Raw genomic sequence first — 18,529 nt, 5'->3', positions numbered from 1 at the left:
CGCCATCCTAAAGTTCATACTGATCAGGATGAGTTTTCGCCAGGAACTCAAAGAATTGTCAGGTTTTGGGCAGGAAGTGAGTCATAATAAGTAGACAGGAAAATACCCTTTCAAGCATGCAGGTTCTGTGGTGAAACGGCGTCGCGAACTGCACTCATGGATTTGAATCTTTCAAAGGATATGCAGCGCATCAATAAGTGAGGGTAGAGCGAGGGATAAACAAGCAGACAAGGGTGTCTGCTCACAAGGAGCGTGGTAATGGCGTATTTGATTGAGGATCAGTCATTCCCGGATTCCGAGAGGAGCGGGAGTGGTGCAGAGGCCGAGAATGAGGTGATCGCACTCGTGACCCAGGCCCAATTGGGCGATATACGAGCCTTTGAAGCTTTGTATGAATTGTACAATAACCAGATTAGCAGATACCTGAGCCGTATGGTGGGGAATGATGGCGTTGGCTGCGAGCTGACGCAGGAGACCTTTGTCAAGGTCTGGACCTACTTACCTGGTCTGCGCTCACCAACGCATTTTCTCGGTTGGCTCTACCGCATCGCGACCAATTGTGCCTATACCTATTTAAAGAAGCAGGCCCGGCACAAAAAAGAGCTCTCGCTTGAGATCTACCTGGAACAATCCGATGATCTCTATATCGAAGGGCCTGAGAAGAGGGTTGAAGAGCTAGAACTGCTGCGAATTGCGTTGGAGAAGGTCTCGCCTACCTATCGCCCCTGCCTGATTCTCCATCTTATTGAGGATCTTCCCCAGAACAAAATTGCTGAACTACTTGGTATGAAGGAAACTAGTGTGAGCAAATATGTCAGTCGAGGTTTAAAGGATCTGCGCCAGATCTATCGCAAATATGTGGATACTTATAGCAAACCTGGCACGGGAGGAAAAGCGCAATGAATCTCTTTTCTCAGTGTGCCAGGTGGAAGGAGAAGCTGGCGCACAAGCCCGAAGATCTCTCCACCGCCGAACAAGAGGCGTTAGCGGCACACCTGAAAACGTGTGCCTCCTGTCGCCAGGCGCGAGAGGATTACCTGTTTTTTGCTTCAGCACTGAAACGTCTCCCTGCCCCTAGCGTACAGCCCATTCCGCGCATCTCGCTTTTGCTAGAACAACATAGTCAACAGCTAAAGCATGAGGATACCCCGGTGCGTAGGTCGGCACAAAGTTTTGCCAACATCCAGTCGCGTATAAGCCATCCTAACGTCCATCCAACGCAACGCTGGCAGCGGGTCTTCCCGTTTCTGGCAGTGGCCTGTATTCTCTTTGGCGTCATGCTACTGGGGAATTTCTACCTGGCCGCCACAAATTTAGCCAGCCAGGTGGGGGTCGCGGTTACGACCTACCGCCAGCACACAGATTTTGTCAGCGCGGTGGCCTGGTCGCCCGATGGGCAGTATGTTGCCTCCGCGAGCTGGGATGACACCGTCCAGGTCTGGAAGGCAAAATCGGGTGAACTGGTCAGTGTCTATCATGGACATGCAAAAGTCGTTGATACAGTCGCCTGGTCGCCCGATGGACGGCACATTGCCTCGGGCAGCTGGGATCATACCGTCCAGGTCTGGGATGCCTTCACGGGCCAAACCCTCCTCACCTATAGAGGACACACCTTGGGAGTTACAACGCTGGCCTGGTCGCCTGATGGGCATGATATCGCCTCTGGAAGCAATAGTATCGTCCGTGTCTGGACTGCCTATACTGGTCAGACATTGCTTACCTACGACAATCACAAGGAACTGGTCAGTACTCTGGCCTGGTCACCTGATGGCAATAAGATTGTTTCGGGTGGGCATGACGACTTTGTCCAGGTCTGGGATGCCCATACCGGTTTTACCTATCTCAACCACCCTTATACCATTAGCGATCCCGTGGATAGCCTGACCTGGTCTCCCGATGGCAAGAAAATCGCAGCCGGGGGCCGTGATGCCACCGTTCAAGTCTGGGATGCCACGACCGGTCAACGCCTCTTAACCTATTATGGGCATAGCAAAGAGGTAACATCGGTGGCCTGGTCGCCCGATGGGAGCAAGATCGCTTCAGGCAGCTATGATACTACAGTCCAGGTCTGGGACGCCAATACAGGCCAGACGCTTTTGAGCTATCGAGGGCATAACAATGTTGTCGATGCCGTCGCCTGGTCGCCCAACGGCAAGAAGATCGCTTCAGGCGGTGAGGACCACTCGGTCCAGGTCTGGAACGTAGAACCCGGACCATAGGGTGTTCATATACAAAACTGCGGTGAGAAATAGGGACAAATGTCTCTACTCACCACCTCTTTGGCCAATTTGAATCTATCTGTAGGGCTTAACCCGTTTCCTATGTATAACTACTATGCGCAGAGAAGCGCAAGGAGGGGTCTCATGTTTATCTTTGATCGTCAACGTCGTAAGGATATCGATCAGCTTGTAGAGGATTATACTGCCACCCGCAGCATGCCACGCCGCGAGTTTTTGCAGAAAGCCACGGCGGCAGGACTAAGCGTCAGTGCCGCATCGGCCCTGCTGGCTGCCTGTGGTGGCGTTCCGGCTGGCAATGGGGCAAATAGTGGCTCGCCCAGCAAAGTGAAAAGCATCGATTTGTTGACGCAGTGGAGTGGCGAGGAGCTGGACTCCTTCAAGGCCATTACCTCGGCCTTTACCAAGAAAAGTAATATCACCGTCAACATCGAGTCTACACGTGACGTCAACGCCGTCCTTTCGACGCGTCTGCGGGGCAATAATCCCCCCGATGCCGCTGGTATGCCGGGTATTCCCCAGTTCCAGCAGTATGCCAGCCAGGGGAAACTGGTCAAGTTGGACGCGTTTTTTGATATGAGCAAGATCCAGCAGAACTATGGCAAGGCCTGGATCGACCTGGCATCTTATCAGGGCACGCTCTATGGCGTCCTTCCCAAAGCCAACACCAAAGGGACCGTCTGGTATAGCCCGAAGAACTTCCAGGATGTTGGCGGCTCCGTTCCCCAGACCTGGAATGACCTGATCGCGGTCTCGGATAAGATCGCCAATGCTGGTAAATATCCCTGGGCGCTGGGTATCGAGAGCGCGGCCTCCAGCGGCTGGCCTGGAACCGACTGGATCTCGACGATCTACATCAAAAAGTACGGCCCGGACATGTTCGACCAGTGGACAAGCCATAAGATTCCCTGGACGCATCCCAGTATCAAGGATGCCTTCCAGATGTTTGGCTCCATCGCACAGGGCAAGCACTATATCAATGGTGCACCCCAGGCTATCCTGGCCACAAACTACGAGGACGCGTCCTATCTGCCTTTCGCGACTCCGCCTAAGGCCTACATGTACTTCCTGGGCGACTTTACCGCTGGATTTATCCAAGCCCAGTATAAGAGCCTGACGGCTGGTACCGATTATACATTCTTTGACTTCCCCAGCATTGAGGACCAGTACAAAGGCAACGTGATCGGTGGCGCCGATATTATCGCGGCCTTTAAGGATAACGATGGTACACGCCAGCTTCTGGAGTACATTTCGACCGCGGAGGCGCAGACCATCTGGGTCAAACGTGGTGGTGCGACCTCGGTCAACAAGGCCGTCCAGTCAAGCGATTATCCGAATACTATCGCGAGCAAGGCTGCGCAACAGATGATCAATGCCTCAGCCGTACGCCTGAGCGCGGGCGACCTGGTTCCTGGAGCACTACAGACCGCCTTCTGGAAAGCTATTATCTCCTATGTCAGCGATCCCAAGTCGCTGGATAGCATTCTCAGCACACTTGAAAGCTCCGCTCAACAGGCATACCAGTCCTAAGACGTGGTTGGTAGGTTGTGTGTGAGTGGGCGTTGGCAGTCTGCGGCTGCCAATGCCCACTCACACACCACAGATAAAGGATGCAGGGTATGGCAACACAGCAAGTCACAACATCTCCACGTACAAGGAGAACGCGTAGCTCCAATTACTGGTGGGCACTGGCCTGGATCGCACCCGCCCTCATCCTGGAGATCACGTTCTTCCTGTATCCGTTGTTTAATACGATTCTTCTGAGCTTTTACAATAGTACCTCAACCACCTTTGTGGGCCTGAGAAACTATCAGCAGGTATTTACCAATCCAGCCTTCCTGGAGGTCATCAAAAATAACCTGCTCTGGCTCGTGCTGGCAACCATCTTAACGGTCGGACTGGGTCTGCTCATCGCGGTCCTGGTGGATCGCGTCAAAATTGAGAGCGTTGTGAAATCGGCGCTCTTCCTGCCTATGGCTATCTCGTTCGTTGCGGCTGGCGTTATCTGGCGCTTTGTGTATAAGTTTGATCCTGCCGATCAGCCACAAACGGGCCTACTCAACGCAGTGGTCACCTTCTTTGGTGGCCAGTCTCACGCCTGGTTACAGGACTCCACGCTCAGCAACTTTATGTTGATTCTCGTCTACACCTGGATGTGGACTGGCTTCTGTATGGTCATCATCTCGGCGGCCTTGAAGGGCATTCCAGACGAGATCCTGGAGGCGGCAAAGATCGATGGTGCGAACCGTTTTACGCTCTTCTGGCGTGTGATGGTTCCGATGATCCAGTCGACCCTGGTGGTCGTCCTGACAACCATGATTATCAGCATTCTTAAGATCTTTGACGTGGTCTATATTATGACTGGCGGCAACTACCACACTGATGTGGTAGCTATGGAGTTCTATAATCAACTGTTCCAGTTTAACAACTATGGCCTGGCGAGCGCCCTGGCGGTTCTGCTACTGATAACGGTTATTCCCGTGATGTATATTAACGTGCGCAGAATACGGGAGGAGGAGGCGTTACGATGAGCACGACAAACACAGAACAGGTCGTCACTTCAGCACCGGAGCTGAAGGAGCCAAAGCAGGAGCGTTCAAACCTGGGGCACTTGCTAGCACGCAGTGTCAGTAGTGGACTCGTGGCTGCCCTGGTCGTCGCGATTGGCCTCCTCTGGTCGGTCCCTACTTTTGGTCTCTTTGTCAGTTCCTTCCGTCCGCCCTCCCTGATTAATACCACCGGCTGGTGGACAGGCTTTGTTCCGCCCTGGCAGTTTACCATCCAGAACTATATGGATGTGATCCAGGCCCAGGGCTTTGGGCGCGCCTTTCTCAATAGCATTATCATCGCCGTTCCCGGCACGATTTTCCCGCTGCTCATTGGAGCTATCACCGCGTATGCCTTCGCCTGGATGAAGTTCCCATTACGGAACTGGATCTTCCTGGGAATTGTCGCGCTCCAGATTATTCCGCTGCAAATTGCCCTGGTTCCCGTCCTGGGTCTCTATACCATGTTGGGACTCAACGGCCAGTATGCCGCCGTCTGGCTGGCACATACCGCCTTTGGTCTGCCCTTCTCCATCTACCTACTGCGCAACTTCTTCGCGGCATTGCCAAGCGACCTGATGGAGTCGGCGCATATCGATGGGGCCTCGCATGTGCGCATCTTCTGGAATATCATTCTTCCACTCTCGGTGCCGGCACTGGCCTCACTGGCCATCTTCCAGTTTATGTGGGTCTGGAACGATCTGCTAATCTCATTGATCTTCCTGGGAGGTAACCCCCAGAACGCACCGATGACCTTGATCATTGCTAACCTGGTCAACACCTATGGCAATAACTATCAGGTGCTGACCGCGGCGGCCTTCATCTCAATGGCGCTGCCCCTGGTCGTCTTCTTCTCGATGCAACGCTACTTTGTGCGTGGCATCCTGGCAGGCTCCGTCAAGGGCTAATGAACGTAGGGTAGCATTTAGGGTCCAACGCTGCTTGTGCTCTCCGAACGATACTGTGGAGGGTTGCGCTGCTAAAGCAAGCGCCTACATATCATGCATGGGACGGAGCATCTCGTATCATGATATGTAGGCGCGTGCTTATGGAGTTTTAAAAATGAACCTGAGAAAGGCTGCTTACCATCTCTAGGCACCCGATGTATCGCGTGCAAGCCGATGTATCGCACAAATACGGCATAGCAGGTGTCTTCCCCTCATGAGATCTGAGGTCATGGCAGAGACAGCAAACCAGCGTTTCTCGTGACACCTATCAGGAAACCGCACGTTATGAGAAGGAAATACCCATTGCCCAGTATCACTGCGATAAATCGCCTCGCACGCGGTAAACCGGGTGCCTATGATATTTCAAAATATGTCGTTTAGTATTCCCAGACTATTTTCTTAAAGTCCATTAGCAGCGCAGCTTCCTGCTGCACGACTTCCCAACGCGATGCGCCTCATCATATGTAGACGTGTGCTTCAACAGCCTGGACCATACTGACTACCAGTCGCCATTTTATAATTCAGCATCCACATTACTATCTCACCATTGGAGAAGGTGACGCGAAAAACATGGTACTGGCGACCCGGATTAAAGACTGTCGGCTGGGAGCCATTATATTGTCCTGGCATAAGCATATTAGTGCTTCCCTGGAGAATAGTGACTGTACTTGAGCCTGAATTATTATAACCAAAGTAGGCATCATATTTGTTGCCATGTGGCTGCACGCATTCAAAAACAGGCGCGACGTTCCCCTGACCTTGAGCTGTCTGGGTCGGAGTGGTCTGCACAGGCTGAGCCGTGGGGGTTGGGGTAGGCTTTGGGTTCGAGGTTGACTTGGCAGTTGGCAAGGGGCGAAGCGTCGGGCTGGGCTGGACTGTAGGAGTTGGCGTCACACCCCGCGTGATGACAGGCGTTGGGGTTGGAGCGCTTGTCGCCACGACACTTATCTGAACAGCTTGCAGGAGTGGTGGAAGAGCGGGACGCGGTAGGGCAAGAATGGTAGTCACGATGACCAGCAAGGCAAGCAGAGGAAGTAGCACCGCGAGCAACACCTTTTTCTTGCTTAACTTTTTTTCGTAATTGTCGCCAATATTATGAGCCAGAGCAGGACTGGTCTCCCGGGTTACAGTGGGGAGAGCCACAAACTCCTGGGTTGGCTCCTCCGGCGAGCCAGCCGTTGCTGTGGGAAGAATAAGAGGCGCCTCTCTATCCTTGCCTTTGAGCGCGGCCAGAAAGGACTGGACATCGGGAAAGCGACGCGAAGGTTCTTTCGCCAGAGCACGTAGCAAAGCTGGGTCAACCCAGGCTGGAAGATTCGGCCGTACGCGCGAAGGGGGGATAGGCATCTCATTTTTGTGCTTCTGTAAAAGGGTGGCGCGCGCCGTGCCAGCAAATGGAGCGCGCCCTGTAAGCAACATATACGCGAGGCAAGCCAGGGCGTATTGATCAACCGCCTGGCTGACACGCCCATCAAACTGCTCAGGAGCCATATATAAGCTGCGCGGAACGGCATCCTCGATATAGGCGTGATAATCGCTGATGGCCCCAATCATATTCCGCAGGCGAAAATCGGTCAGCGCCGCCTCGCCTTCCTGGCGAAAGTAGATAGTCTCGGGCGTGACGTTGGCGTGGACTACACCTTGCGCATGCGCGGCAACTAGGGCGCTCCCAATCTGCTCAATGATGGCGAAGGCCTCTTCCTGCGCAAAAGGTGCCTGCGAGGTATCCGCAAGCCGAGCCTGGAGCGAATCCTGCTGTGCGGCCTCGGATACCAGAGCCATGCCCTGCTCTCCGATAACCAGCTCATAGGTATCCAGGATATGAGGATGTTCGTTGAGGCTTTTTAGTTTCTCGACTTCAACCTGTAAGCGCTGCTGCTTACGTTCTGAAGCAATATGCGCCATGGGCCAGTTTCTAATGAAGACCGGGCGCTTGTCATCACGCGCCGCTCCTCGGTAGAGAGTACTATAGTGGCCTCGAAATACAGTCTCTGTGATTTCATATCCATTAAGCTGGATCTTCTCTTGCGGCATACAAACTACCTATACAATAAAGAAAAAATAAGTGCATGCATAATTATCAATACTATGATGCTACGGTCTATTATAGTGACCTTCTTCGAAATAGCAAGAGGCCTACCAATTTCTCCCGGGTCTCGCCAAAGATTGCCGAATGGGGGGTGGTTTGTCATCAGATGCGCGGTGGTCCCTGGTGAATCCGTTGGCGGATCTGCTCAAATGTCTGAAGGGGGTCAAAGCTCTCCAGCCACCAGGTGGCACCTGCCTGAGCAAACGAGGCCACATGCGCCGCATCCTGAGCTTTATCGATCCCGCTGGTCAGCCCAAAGGCAACCGCATCGAAAGGGGTTGTTCCTGTCCGATGGGTATGGATATAGCCAAGGAGCTCACGGAAGTCCTCTGGAGTGAGGTCGCGACCGCTCTTTTGGGGAAAGACACCATCGAACCGAGCCGCACGACGAAAGGGCTTTTTGTGAGGCCAGTTGCCTGCGATCCAAATTGGGATGCGCGGCTGCTGAATGGGCGTGGGCAGAAATTGGACCCGCGAAAGCTGAAAATGCTGTCCCTCGTAACTGAACTCTTCACCACTCCAGAGCTGCGTCAGGACGTCAAGTCCCTCATCGAGCACCTCTCCGCGAACTCTCGCATCAGTGGTCTCGCCGAAGTCGCCATATTCTCCGCTGCGGTCACTCCCCAGGCCAATACCAAGGATCAGACGCCCTCCTGAGAGCTGATCAAGGGTGACGGTTTCACGGGCCAGCTTCCAGGGACGACGGCGTGGCAACGGCGTGACCATTGGCCCCAGCTTTATATATTTGGTACGCAGCGCTATCGCGGCCAGTTGGATCCAGGGATCAGCGATCAGCAGCGGTTCTGGCGCTCCAGCCAGTTTGTAGTTGATGTGATCCCAGAGGAAAACCCGCTTCTTCGGCTTCATGCGCCAGCTCGGCGACAAGATGCGGGTCACTGAATGGACCAAAGTGAGGGATATCAATGGCAAACAGCACAGGTATTGCTCCTTTTTGTTTTAAATAAGATGCTTGATAAGAGGGAGGGCCTGCGCGGTCTGGTTTGTATATCCTCCTGGTGCAGGCTCGGAGAATTCCAGTTCAAATCCGGCCCATCGATAGAGCCTGATCGCTTTATGGCTCCAAGTCATGGTTGGAATATACATGGCACTATCTCCCTCTATCTCTACCATACGTCTTACTCCCTCCGCGATAATCGCTTTTCCCAAGCCTAATCCCTGGTAATTGGACTTAACCGAGACCCACCGCATAAAGGGATAACGACGGTTCCCTGTATATCCCCACCATGCAGTGAAGTTCGCGACCTTTTCCCCATCTTCCTTTTGAATAAAGAATGTTCGCCTCTTCACTTCATCCAGGTAAGGCAGAAAGGTTTGGCGGAAATACGCAACGGCCTCTTCCACCGTTTGAAACGTTCCAGCCGAGACTTCAATCTCACCCCATGCTTGCTCATCTCCCTCCTGATAGGGAACGAAGGCATACCCCTGTGGCAAGAACACTTGAGGAAGTGGCGTGCCTGGATTACGCTTCAAAATGACTCTGAACCATTCAATGCTTTTGTCTAACATGTTTCTCTCAGATTCCAATTTTGGACTTTCTCTCAGAGAGGATTGAGAGAGGATACCTTCCTCTTTCAACCCTCTCTTCTGCTCTTTCTCAATCGGAAGTTCAACTTCCAAAGGGGGTGCGGCGGGTTGTGGCTCAATCGTGCAGAGCGTGGGACCACCTGCGTAGGTACGACGCACTTTGCCCGGAATACCATAGCCGAGCACTATCAACAGGTCTGTGGCAAGGCAGCATTGCCAGAAGAAGGTCGCTCCCAGATATTGTAACACGAAGCCGCCCAAGGCGGGGTCACGACATGTTTCTGATCCTGCCCCGAAATTGTGGAAGAGGAGAAGCTTCGGATATACTCTTCTCAAAGGAGGGAATGGATCATGCAGAAGGTACAAAAGACCTACACACCGGAGTTCAAGCGAGAAGCCGTGCGCCTGGCACAGACCAGTGGGAAACCCATCGCGCAGGTGGCCCGCGAGCTGGGCATTTCAGATACCTCGATTCATCAGTGGCGCAAGGAACTGGCTGTACACGGTTCCCAAGCTTTTCCAGGCAGTGGGCATCAAACGGATCAAGAAGAGGAAGTACGCCGACTGAAGCGTGAGTTGGAGATTGTCAAACAGGAGCGTGATATCCTAAAAAAGGCAGTGGACATCTTTTCGCGAGAAAGGCAGTGAGATATCAGTTCATTGCAGAGCACCAGCACGAGTATCCCATCGCGCAGATGTGCCGTGTGCTCGATGTCTCGGCCAGCGGTTATTACGCCTGGGGGAAACGCCAGCCGAGCGAGCACACGCGGAAAGATGCCGAACTGGCTGAACAGATCAGAATCGTTTTCCAGGCCAATCGTGCTTTTGAGCGAGGCGAGTCGTGTTACTATCACAAGAACGATTGTGGCATCAATGATGTGTAAAACAATCAAAATGCTTATTGCCAATGGCGTGATCCCAGGATACATTTTAGGATCAGGATAGAAAAAGAGGAGACAAGCAGGAACAAGAGAAAATAGTAGTGCAATAAGTGCGATAATAGTATATATGCGGGCTGGACGTTTGGAGAAACGCACCACCAGCGCATAGACGAGGACACCGATTCCTACATAGACAGAGGTACTGATACTTAATTGTCCTATCTGTAATGGTGGAAATGTCGGTGCAATAGGGAAACTCATAAATGCCAGTGCTCGCACCACGAGATTCACCACCACAGTTGCCGCAATTGTGAGGATTCCTACGATGAAGAATCGTAATGCTCCCATCTTCTTTTCAGTGTTTCTCAGAGTACCTTGCATATTGCTTCTCCTTTAACTGTGCGTAATATTGTCGAACCACCTTACCACGAGAACCCGATGTGCTTTGGAAATCTTTGATGGTCATATATGTGTAAGCAGATGTTCCTTACGTCGTTTTAGCTTCTCTTTACCACCGATCCCAGTGCAAAACATCTTCTAACGGTTTACGAGCAGCAGGTTTGAATGCGGTTCCCAGTGTATAGGCGACAGGGATAAGCGCAACTTGCCTCACTTGCTCATACGGGATCCCCAGTACCTCCGCCGCCTCCTGCTCAAAATCGAGATGGAGCGTGGTCAAGACTGTGCCCAGACCACGTGAGCGCGCTGCTAGCATAAAACTCCAGGTCGCTGGCCAGATCCCACCCCAGTAGCCAGCTAGCGCAGCTCCAGAGAGCTTTTCACCACGCCCCTCAAGGCAGGGAATGACATAGAGAGGAACCTCGTGGAGGTGTTCGTTCAGATGCCGCGCAGGAGCAAACATGTGCGTGAGGTCTGCAATCTCCTGCTCAGAGGTCGCCGCTGCAATCATGCGCTCGAATATCTCCTCCTGACCGCCAGGAGCGTGAATGCTTTTGCGATAGATTGCGGCTAAAGCGGCGCGTTGAGCTGGATCGCTCACGATCAGAAAATGCCAGTTCTGCATACTGCCTGGAGTCGGAGCCTGCACAGCGAGTGAGAGACATTCTCGGATCACCTCTGGCTCCACCGCGCGGGTGAGATCCAGGCGTTTGCGCACAGCGCGCGTTGTACTCAGTAGGACATCAGTGGAAAGATCAAGTGTGGACATATTCCTCTTCCTTCTCCTCTTTCAATATTTATTGCACTTTGCCGCCTCATTGCTGCTGTGCAACTACGAGCAGTCTACCGTAGTAGAGAGGGTTTGTCGTACCTCAAAAGGAGTAGCGAAAGGGGTATTCTTCTTGCGCTCTAGAGCAATTGAAGTTCGCGAGCGCGCACTACTGCCTGCGTCCGATTCGTCACGCTCAGTTTGGCAAGGATATGTTTGACATGGAGTTTGACCGTGTGCAGGCTGATGACAAATTGCTCCGCAATAGACTGATTCGAGAAACCCTGAGCCAACAGCTGCAAGACTTCTTGTTCACGTCTACTCAGCGGATCAAGGAGTGGCTGACGTGGAACTGAGGATTCAGCGGTGTCTAACAGCGTCTTCAGAGGGAGAAGAACTGCCTCTTGGAGTGTCTGAATATAGCCCGAAGAGGCCGTTGTATAGGCCGCAATCTGAGCAAGTAAGTGCGCCATTGGTTGGCCCTCATCGGCGAAGAGACGTATATATCCCTCTGGTTCAGCCTGTGCGAGAAGAGGACCCAGTATCTTCAAGGCAAGTTTCGTCTTGCCCTGTGCTTGCAACGTCAAGGCTGTCAACATCTGGGTCTCAATATGCCAACGCTGGTAGCCCAGATCTTCAATAGCGTGACCCAAATGGTCTAGAAGAAGCAACACCTGTGTAAAGAATACTGGGTTGCGTTGCCTGCGTCCGCGTGCGAGCAGGATGCGTGTGAGCATCACGTAATCAACATAGGTGCTGCTCACAAGTGGGAGGCTCAAGCGATCATCAAAGTGCAATCCTCGCGTCTTCTCCCAATGCTCGGCCTGCTCAAACTGACCACATGCCAGCGCAAGACGCGCGACCATAGACTGTGCAGGAAGAGCACAGAGGAGGTTCGCAGGCTCTAGTTCCTGCAATTGTCGCAAGTCAGGTTCTGCCTTTTCAAGCAAATACCTGGCTCGCTCATCATTGCCCAAAGCCCTGACAATGCGCACGAGAACCCAAAGGCAGAACAACGAAACATGAGCGGTAGGCAAATGCAGGCGTTGTGCAAGCTCCAGCGCCTGTTGCGCAACGCTCTCAGCTTCCTTGAGCCGATTCCATTCATACAATAGAGAGGCTGAGCGTGCCTGTGCCTGGGCAAGGAAGAGGAGTGCCGCTTCACCAAGTTGGTCGAGTATGAGAAACATCTCCTGGTAGAGCCGATCCTGTTTGTGCAGCTGACCCCAGGGCTCATACAGATCGGCGAGACTCACTTGAGCACGTAGAGCAAGAAGGTGATTTGCGCTCGTTGCCTCTCTGTTCGTTGCTTCCAGGAGGACCCGCTCAGCGGCCTCCAGATCTCCATTGGCACGATAAGCCGTGCTGAGAACGATGCTCTGATGGACTGCTATCAGATGGCTTAATCTCCCTTCAGGTCTAGATTGGGCATGGAGCGCTTCCTGCACAAGAGCGATCGTCTGTGGAAGATCGCCCTGATACAGCGCCGCCCATGCCTGAAAGAGGCTGAGTTCAGCTGGGGCGTCTGTTCGGGATAGGTCTGTATTCCGAACCTTTCCCCTGCCTTGCTGTTCAAGTTGCTTGATCAGCTGTACAGCCCCTCCACCACCACACTGCGTCCAGAGCGAAGCAAACCAGAGCTGCGAAGAGGCAACAATCACTTCGGGCGAGAGTTGAGAAAGCCATCGGCGCATCTGGATATCTTGCTCCTGCACGATCAGCTCTGGCACCAGATCCGCAAGCAAGGCCGCCGCGCGAGGCAGATCGCCAGCCTGAAAGGCTGCGTCACATGCCTCCTCATACCAGCCCTGCTCTTCATACCAGAAGCTTGCCCGACGATACAACTCTGGCACCAGTTCTGGCTCCTGCTTCAAGAGATGAATACGTAGGCTCTCGGCAAACAGAGGATGGTACTGATACCAGGTTCCTGCGTCATCTAACATCTGCAGCAAGAGATTACGCCGGTACAGGCTTGCCAGTTGATCCTGGCCACCTGATACACCTGTAACCGCCTCACAGAGTGAGCCAGTCAGGCGCTTAAGGATACTGGTACAAAGCAAAAAATGGCGGATCTGGTCTGACTGGTGTTCCAGGATCTCTTCGCTGACGTACTCCAAGAAGAAACGATGGACCGAAGGCAGGGGCTGGAGCAGGGTAGTGGGGTTCCTCTGGCTACGGAGCGCCAGAGCCAGCAAGTGGACGCCAACTACCCATCCACGAGTTTGCTGTTCGAGATGATGCTGCGTCTCAAGAGAAAGGTTTAATCCCATCGTGCGGAGAAATGCCTGCATCTCGGCAGGAGAAAAGCGCAATTGCTCGGCTCCCAATTCCCGGAGTTGGTCTCGCGCACGCAGACGTACCAAAGGCAGTGGCGGCTCACTTCGTGTTCCGATCAGAAGATGCAGCCGCTCAGGTGCGTGATCGATCAAAAAACGGAGCAGAGCATGGATCGGTTCGCTTGAGATGAGTTGGTAGTCATCCAGAATGAGGACCGTATCTCTCATAAGCATCCGGTCAAGATCGTTCACGAGATGAGTTAGCTCCTCCTCCCAGGAGTCCTGTTGCGGTATTTGCAACGGAACAGCATCGGGCTTGTTGACTGATGTATTGAGAGACGAGATGGCAGCAAGAACATAGGAAAGAAAACGCTGTGGGTCATCATCCGCCGCCTCCAATGAGAGCCAGGCAACTGGGACAGTGGTTGTTCTCGCCCATGCAGCCAACAGTGTGGTTTTCCCTGATCCCGCAGGAGCAGAAACAAGGGTCAGCCGAGCTTCTACCACCTCATCAAGTGTGCCTTGGAGGTGTGAACGCGCGATGTGATGAACAGGTAGGCGCGGAATGTGAAATTTCGTGGCCAGCAAAGCGCTCTGTGCGTATTCTGACAGAGAATATGGTAAGGAAACTGGCTCTCGCTTTGTATGAGGTTGTAAACGCCTCTCTTGTCTAAAGGATACTGCTCGCGTCTGGCTCTCTAAGCGCGTGCGTGATCTTGCGGAAATTGATGAATCGTGACCGCGTGCCGAACTTTGGGAAGCGAACTGCCAAAGCGTATCACGCATGTGTTCAAGTGTGAGTTTCTTGGAAGCACCTAGATAAGAGCGGAAGAAATGACCGTCTCGATGACAATAGGCATACCAATACCATCCACCGCGTTGGTTACTTGCGCGAGCCTTGTGGGCGGTGAAGGTCCCCTCGTCGCCCCGGAAAGAGAAAGAATGTGCCTTTTCTAACCAGGCGTACCAGGCAGGAGAATCAACCGAGATACTCATCTCCTGGGCATCCAGTTGATAGAATAGAGTCGAACCAGTGACGACCCCGCCACTCTTCGTTGGTCGTTCCAACGCTCTTCTTCTCCTCGTGCGATGAATTAAGAGAAAGAGATGACAGTGAAGGCATCCTCCTTGTTGTTCCAGAACACTGCTGATGATGAAAAACATTCCCGCGGCTGTTCCAGAACGGAGTATAACATTGCTGAAAGCAATGCTCAAGAGGATTCATACCCAGAAAACACATAACGTGGTTTTAAATCATCTTGCAAGAGCTTCCCATAAATGGCGAGAAGAATATCTCACAATCAACTGTTTTTTGACTCTTTCTGCTCTGCTTCTCCTACACAGGAATCCATCACCTTAGATACGGTATTGATTGTCAAGGGGAGAAAATAGTTCAGCTTGTCAAAAAGACTGGGCCATCACTGCTCTTCTTCGGCTGTCGTCATCCTGAACAGGACTTTCTGTTAATACTCGGGGCCGAGATTGCCGAGTTCCTGGCAACAATTTGTCTTTGAGCATAAAAGCGCCCTATAGTAGTGGTGAGAACTAGCGCGATGTCATATATCCCCGCATCGAATGCGGGGGCTTGCGAAGACCGGGGCTCCCTAGCCCGTATTTCTGTGGAGTAGCCAGAGGATGTGCCCCGATGCTGCTCAAGCACGCGTCTATATAGCATGGTACGGAGAATGGAAAAGGTATGTAGTAAAGAGGTTAACGTGTCTATGCAAACACTACTTGAGAATATTGCTCACCGCCCCTATCCCTTGCCTAATACGCGCTGGATTATGACTCAGACCTGGAATGATCTGCTCTTCTCGCACTGGCCCATCAAGCCTGCTCAGTTACGTCCTCTTATCCCGCCAGAGTTGGAACTGGACACCTATGAGGGTGATTGCTGGATCGGCGTGGTGCCTTTTACCATGGCTCATATTCGTCTGCGCACTCTCCCCGAGGTTCCTGGTCTTTCCGCGACAGTTGAGCTTAATGTGCGCACCTATGTGCGAGCGCAGGGCATTCCCGGGGTCTATTTCTTCAGCCTGGACGCCAGTAGCCCAATAGCCGTTGCCAGTGCGCGGACCTTCTTTCATCTTCCTTACTTTAACGCCCAGATGCGGGTCGCGCATGAGCAGAATATGACCATCTATTCCAGCCATCGGACCCATCGTGGTGCCCCAACCGCTGATTACCAGGCGCGCTATCGCCCTCTACCACAAGAGGCGCACGCCCGACCCGGCTCCGTCGAGGAGTGGTTTACCGAGCGCTACTGCCTGTATGCTCTGGATAAGCGGCGTCATCTCTATCGCGGCGATATTCACCATATGCGCTGGCCCCTCTGGCAGGCCGAGCTAGAGAGTGGGGTCAACACCATGGCCCAGGCACATGGGATCATCCTTCCCGACACACAGCCACTCCTGCACTACTCGCACCAGCTCAAGGTCCTGATCTGGCCGCTGCAACGCGTAAAATAAAAAGACAGCCAAAATTATGGGATATACTCAGAGTTATTATGCTCGCCGTAAGGGACATCTCATTCATTCCGTGATTTACACATTTCGACTGGCCTCCCTTTCTCGTCTCCTGCATGCCAATTATGTGATGAAGATCATACAACCTCGGATTCCGGTGGTCTTATAATTGATGCCAGACATGCTCAAATAGCATTAGGATCGCAAGCAACCTATACTTCAAATTGAAGATAAGAGCGTATATATTGGAGGTAAGACAATTCGCGCTTATGACTGACGCAACGGAAACTCTGATTGGGAAACGTTTAGGGAACTATATTTTAACGAGGCTTCTTGGCAAAGGCGGATTCGCGGCAGTCTACCTTGCCACCATCGCCACCTGGAGACACAGGCCGCTATTAAGGTGTTGCATACGCGCATGAGCGAGAGTGAGCAACAAAGCTTTCTGGCGGAAGCTCGCATCGTCGCTCGCCTAAAACACCCTCACATTATCCATATTTTAGAATTCGGAGTCGAAGAGAATGAGGTTCCTTATCTCGTCATGAACTATACGCCGAATGGTACACTCAGGCAGCGATTCCCCCCTGGTCGACCCGTGCCACTCACTGACGCCCTTCCAATTCTGCGACAGATCGCTTCCGCCCTACAATACGCGCATGACCAGAACCTTATTCATCGTGATATCAAACCGGAAAACCTACTTCTCGGTGAGCAGAATGAGATCTTTCTCAGCGACTTTGGGATCGCGACCCAGGTTCGTAGTTCTCGCTCCCAGACACTACAGGAGATTACGGGAACCGTAATCTATATGGCTCCTGAACAGCTACAGGGTAGACCACGCCCGGCGAGCGATCAGTATTCCTTGGCTATCGTTGCCTACGAATGGCTCACCGGCAGGCGACCATTTCAAGGCTCCAACTATCTTGAGATCGCGACCAAACATCTCCAGACACCACCGCCGTCGCTACGCGAGATGGTACCAACGCTTCCACCAGCCGTTGAAACTACCGTATTAACTGCCCTGGCGAAAGACCCACATCAGCGCTATGCTCGCATAACCGATTTTGTCGCGGCCTTGGAGATCGCGCATCAGATAGGCCAATATCGCTCACCCAAGCAATTTCCGCTACATACCTCCCACAGCCAATCTCCCATGGCCACGACGCACATTAGCACGCCCTCTGTCCCTGTAATATCTCCGACGGTCGCCGCACACGATTCCCGCTTTGACACGCCCATTATGACTCCACCAACACTTGTCGCTGGTCCTACTACGACTCCTCCGCAAGGGACCAGCGCGGCCAGTATAAGCCCGCTTGTTTCGCGTCGCGGCCTGCTCGTTGGTGTCTGCGCCACTACCATCGCGCTCTCCGCTGGCGCGCTGTGGTGGAATTATGGCCGGAGCGCGCAGGGAAACTCGACCGGAAGCCATCCAGACACACCGCCGCCTTATCTCGTACAGGCTCGCTCTCTTCGCGTGTATAACGAGCATATAGAGGGCGTCGTCAGCGTGGCCTGGTCCCCCAAGGGCTCGCATCTCATTTCGGGAGGTGACGATAACACGGTGCGCCTGTGGGAGGCAGCGACAGGCAACACGCTCTGGTCGCAAGACGTTCAGGGGAGGGTGACAGATGTGGCCTGGAGTCCAGATAGTCGCTACATTGCCTCCGGTGCAATGGAGGACAGCAATTCTGTACGCATCTGGGACGTGACAACGATACACCAACCAACCCAATACAGACAGAGTGGTGATCTCTTCTCCTGGGGCAGGCGACCGGTAGCCTGGAGTTCCGACAGCCAGCAGATGGCTGTTGCCGCACAAAATCCTGCGGTCTGGAATATACAGAGTTCGGAGACTCCTACTCGCTACGTTAACTCCAACTGGCTGACCCTTGGCGATGTAAACGCCCTGGCGTGGTCCGCCGATAACAAGCGCATAGCTACTGCCGAAACGAATGGCTATGTTCGCATATGGAGGCTGGATGGGGATAAACAACACGCGGCCTATACCCTGCAAGGAGCGAATGAACAGCTCAGCATTTCCTGGTCTGCCAAAAGCAATCTCATCGTTATCGGTGCGGAGAAGGAGGTCGCGCTATGGGATGTCGATACAAACTCGAAAGAATTCTCTCAGATCTATACCCAGTTTAGCGCTCCTGTTGCCTGGTCACCCAATGGGAAACGTTGCCTCCGCGAGCGCCAACGAAGCTTCTTTCACGGTAATGATCTGGGAAGCAAGCACCGGCAAAGTCGTCTCTACCGGAAAGGGTCATAGTGACACTATCCACTCGCTCGCCTGGTCTTCTGATGGCAAGCGACTTGCCTCCGCCAGCCAGGACAAGACGGTGCGACTCTGGCAGGTTACCTCTTTTTAG

General features: G+C 53.1%; 13 protein-coding genes and 2 pseudogenes. 9 read left to right on the top strand and 6 right to left on the bottom strand.

All coding sequences use genetic code 11. The features are described from left to right. Positions 1-258 precede the first annotated feature (258 nt). The 5 genes from JMJ04_RS40365 (at position 259) to JMJ04_RS40345 (ending at position 5,691) form a co-directional block, all read left to right on the top strand. Entirely contained in the window at positions 259-903 is a 645-nt protein-coding gene (locus JMJ04_RS40365) for an RNA polymerase sigma factor (protein ID WP_201376002.1), read from the top strand. After that, the gene (locus tag JMJ04_RS40360) at positions 900-2,219 is read left to right on the top strand and encodes a WD40 domain-containing protein (protein ID WP_201376001.1); all 1,320 of its coding nucleotides are present in this window, start codon (positions 900-902) and stop codon (positions 2,217-2,219) included. The genes JMJ04_RS40365 and JMJ04_RS40360 overlap by 4 nt, the downstream gene beginning before the upstream one ends. Before the next feature lie 144 nt (positions 2,220-2,363). Continuing rightward, positions 2,364-3,767 carry an ABC transporter substrate-binding protein gene (locus JMJ04_RS40355; protein ID WP_201376000.1) on the top strand — a complete coding sequence of 468 codons (1,404 nt, stop codon included), beginning with the start codon at positions 2,364-2,366 and terminating at the stop codon, positions 3,765-3,767. An 89-nt stretch (positions 3,768-3,856) separates the two neighbouring features. Further along, positions 3,857-4,768 carry a carbohydrate ABC transporter permease gene (locus JMJ04_RS40350; RefSeq protein WP_201375999.1) on the top strand — a complete coding sequence of 304 codons (912 nt, stop codon included), beginning with the start codon at positions 3,857-3,859 and terminating at the stop codon, positions 4,766-4,768. Continuing rightward, entirely contained in the window at positions 4,765-5,691 is a 927-nt protein-coding gene (locus tag JMJ04_RS40345; RefSeq protein ID WP_201375998.1) for a carbohydrate ABC transporter permease, read from the top strand. The genes JMJ04_RS40350 and JMJ04_RS40345 overlap by 4 nt, the downstream gene beginning before the upstream one ends. 516 nt (positions 5,692-6,207) lie before the next feature. Here the strand turns inward: JMJ04_RS40345 and JMJ04_RS40340 are convergent. The 3 genes from JMJ04_RS40340 to JMJ04_RS40330 all read right to left on the bottom strand — a co-directional run bounded on the left by JMJ04_RS40340 (position 6,208) and on the right by JMJ04_RS40330 (position 9,613). Further along, on the bottom strand, positions 6,208-7,764 hold the full coding sequence (locus JMJ04_RS40340; protein WP_201375997.1) for a serine/threonine protein kinase: 1,557 nt from the start codon (positions 7,762-7,764) through the stop codon (positions 6,208-6,210). 157 nt (positions 7,765-7,921) lie between these two features. Beyond that, complete coding sequence (locus JMJ04_RS40335; RefSeq protein ID WP_201375996.1) at positions 7,922-8,686, bottom strand: LLM class flavin-dependent oxidoreductase; 765 nt, start codon at positions 8,684-8,686, stop codon at positions 7,922-7,924. 90 nt (positions 8,687-8,776) lie between these two features. Beyond that, positions 8,777-9,613 carry a GNAT family N-acetyltransferase gene (locus tag JMJ04_RS40330; protein ID WP_236038936.1) on the bottom strand — a complete coding sequence of 279 codons (837 nt, stop codon included), beginning with the start codon at positions 9,611-9,613 and terminating at the stop codon, positions 8,777-8,779. A gap of 102 nt (positions 9,614-9,715) precedes the next feature. Here JMJ04_RS40330 and JMJ04_RS49245 point away from each other — a divergent pair. Then, a pseudogene (locus JMJ04_RS49245) lies at positions 9,716-10,188 on the top strand (transposase); the annotation flags it as partial. Between the two features lie 69 nt (positions 10,189-10,257). Here the strand turns inward: JMJ04_RS49245 and JMJ04_RS49240 are convergent. The 3 genes and pseudogenes from JMJ04_RS49240 to JMJ04_RS40310 form a co-directional block, all read right to left on the bottom strand. Further along, positions 10,258-10,593 (bottom strand): annotated as a pseudogene (locus JMJ04_RS49240) (DUF6069 family protein); the annotation flags it as partial. 160 nt (positions 10,594-10,753) lie between these two features. Beyond that, entirely contained in the window at positions 10,754-11,413 is a 660-nt protein-coding gene (locus JMJ04_RS40315) for a nitroreductase family protein (protein ID WP_201375993.1), read from the bottom strand. Between the two features lie 140 nt (positions 11,414-11,553). Beyond that, a complete protein-coding gene (locus JMJ04_RS40310; RefSeq protein WP_201375992.1) occupies positions 11,554-14,757 on the bottom strand; it encodes a winged helix-turn-helix domain-containing protein in 3,204 nt (1,067 codons plus the stop codon). Positions 14,758-15,410: 653 nt separating this feature from the next. On the opposite strand from JMJ04_RS40310, the gene JMJ04_RS40305 reads away from it, so the two are divergent. From JMJ04_RS40305 to JMJ04_RS49235, 3 genes are all read left to right on the top strand, one after another. Beyond that, positions 15,411-16,157, top strand: coding sequence for a YqjF family protein (locus tag JMJ04_RS40305; RefSeq protein WP_201375991.1), 747 nt, complete (start codon positions 15,411-15,413; stop codon positions 16,155-16,157). 415 nt (positions 16,158-16,572) lie between these two features. Further along, positions 16,573-18,429 carry a serine/threonine-protein kinase gene (locus JMJ04_RS40300; RefSeq protein WP_236038933.1) on the top strand — a complete coding sequence of 619 codons (1,857 nt, stop codon included), beginning with the start codon at positions 16,573-16,575 and terminating at the stop codon, positions 18,427-18,429. Continuing rightward, a complete protein-coding gene (locus JMJ04_RS49235; protein WP_201375989.1) occupies positions 18,377-18,529 on the top strand; it encodes a WD40 repeat domain-containing protein in 153 nt (50 codons plus the stop codon). Before JMJ04_RS40300 ends, JMJ04_RS49235 begins: the two co-directional genes overlap by 53 nt.

The organism is Ktedonobacter robiniae (genome assembly GCF_016587375.1).
GTDB classification, from domain to species: domain Bacteria; phylum Chloroflexota; class Ktedonobacteria; order Ktedonobacterales; family Ktedonobacteraceae; genus Ktedonobacter; species Ktedonobacter robiniae.
The sequence above is the reverse complement of the archived record's forward strand: the minus strand, read 5'-3'. Positions and strand labels throughout refer to the sequence as shown.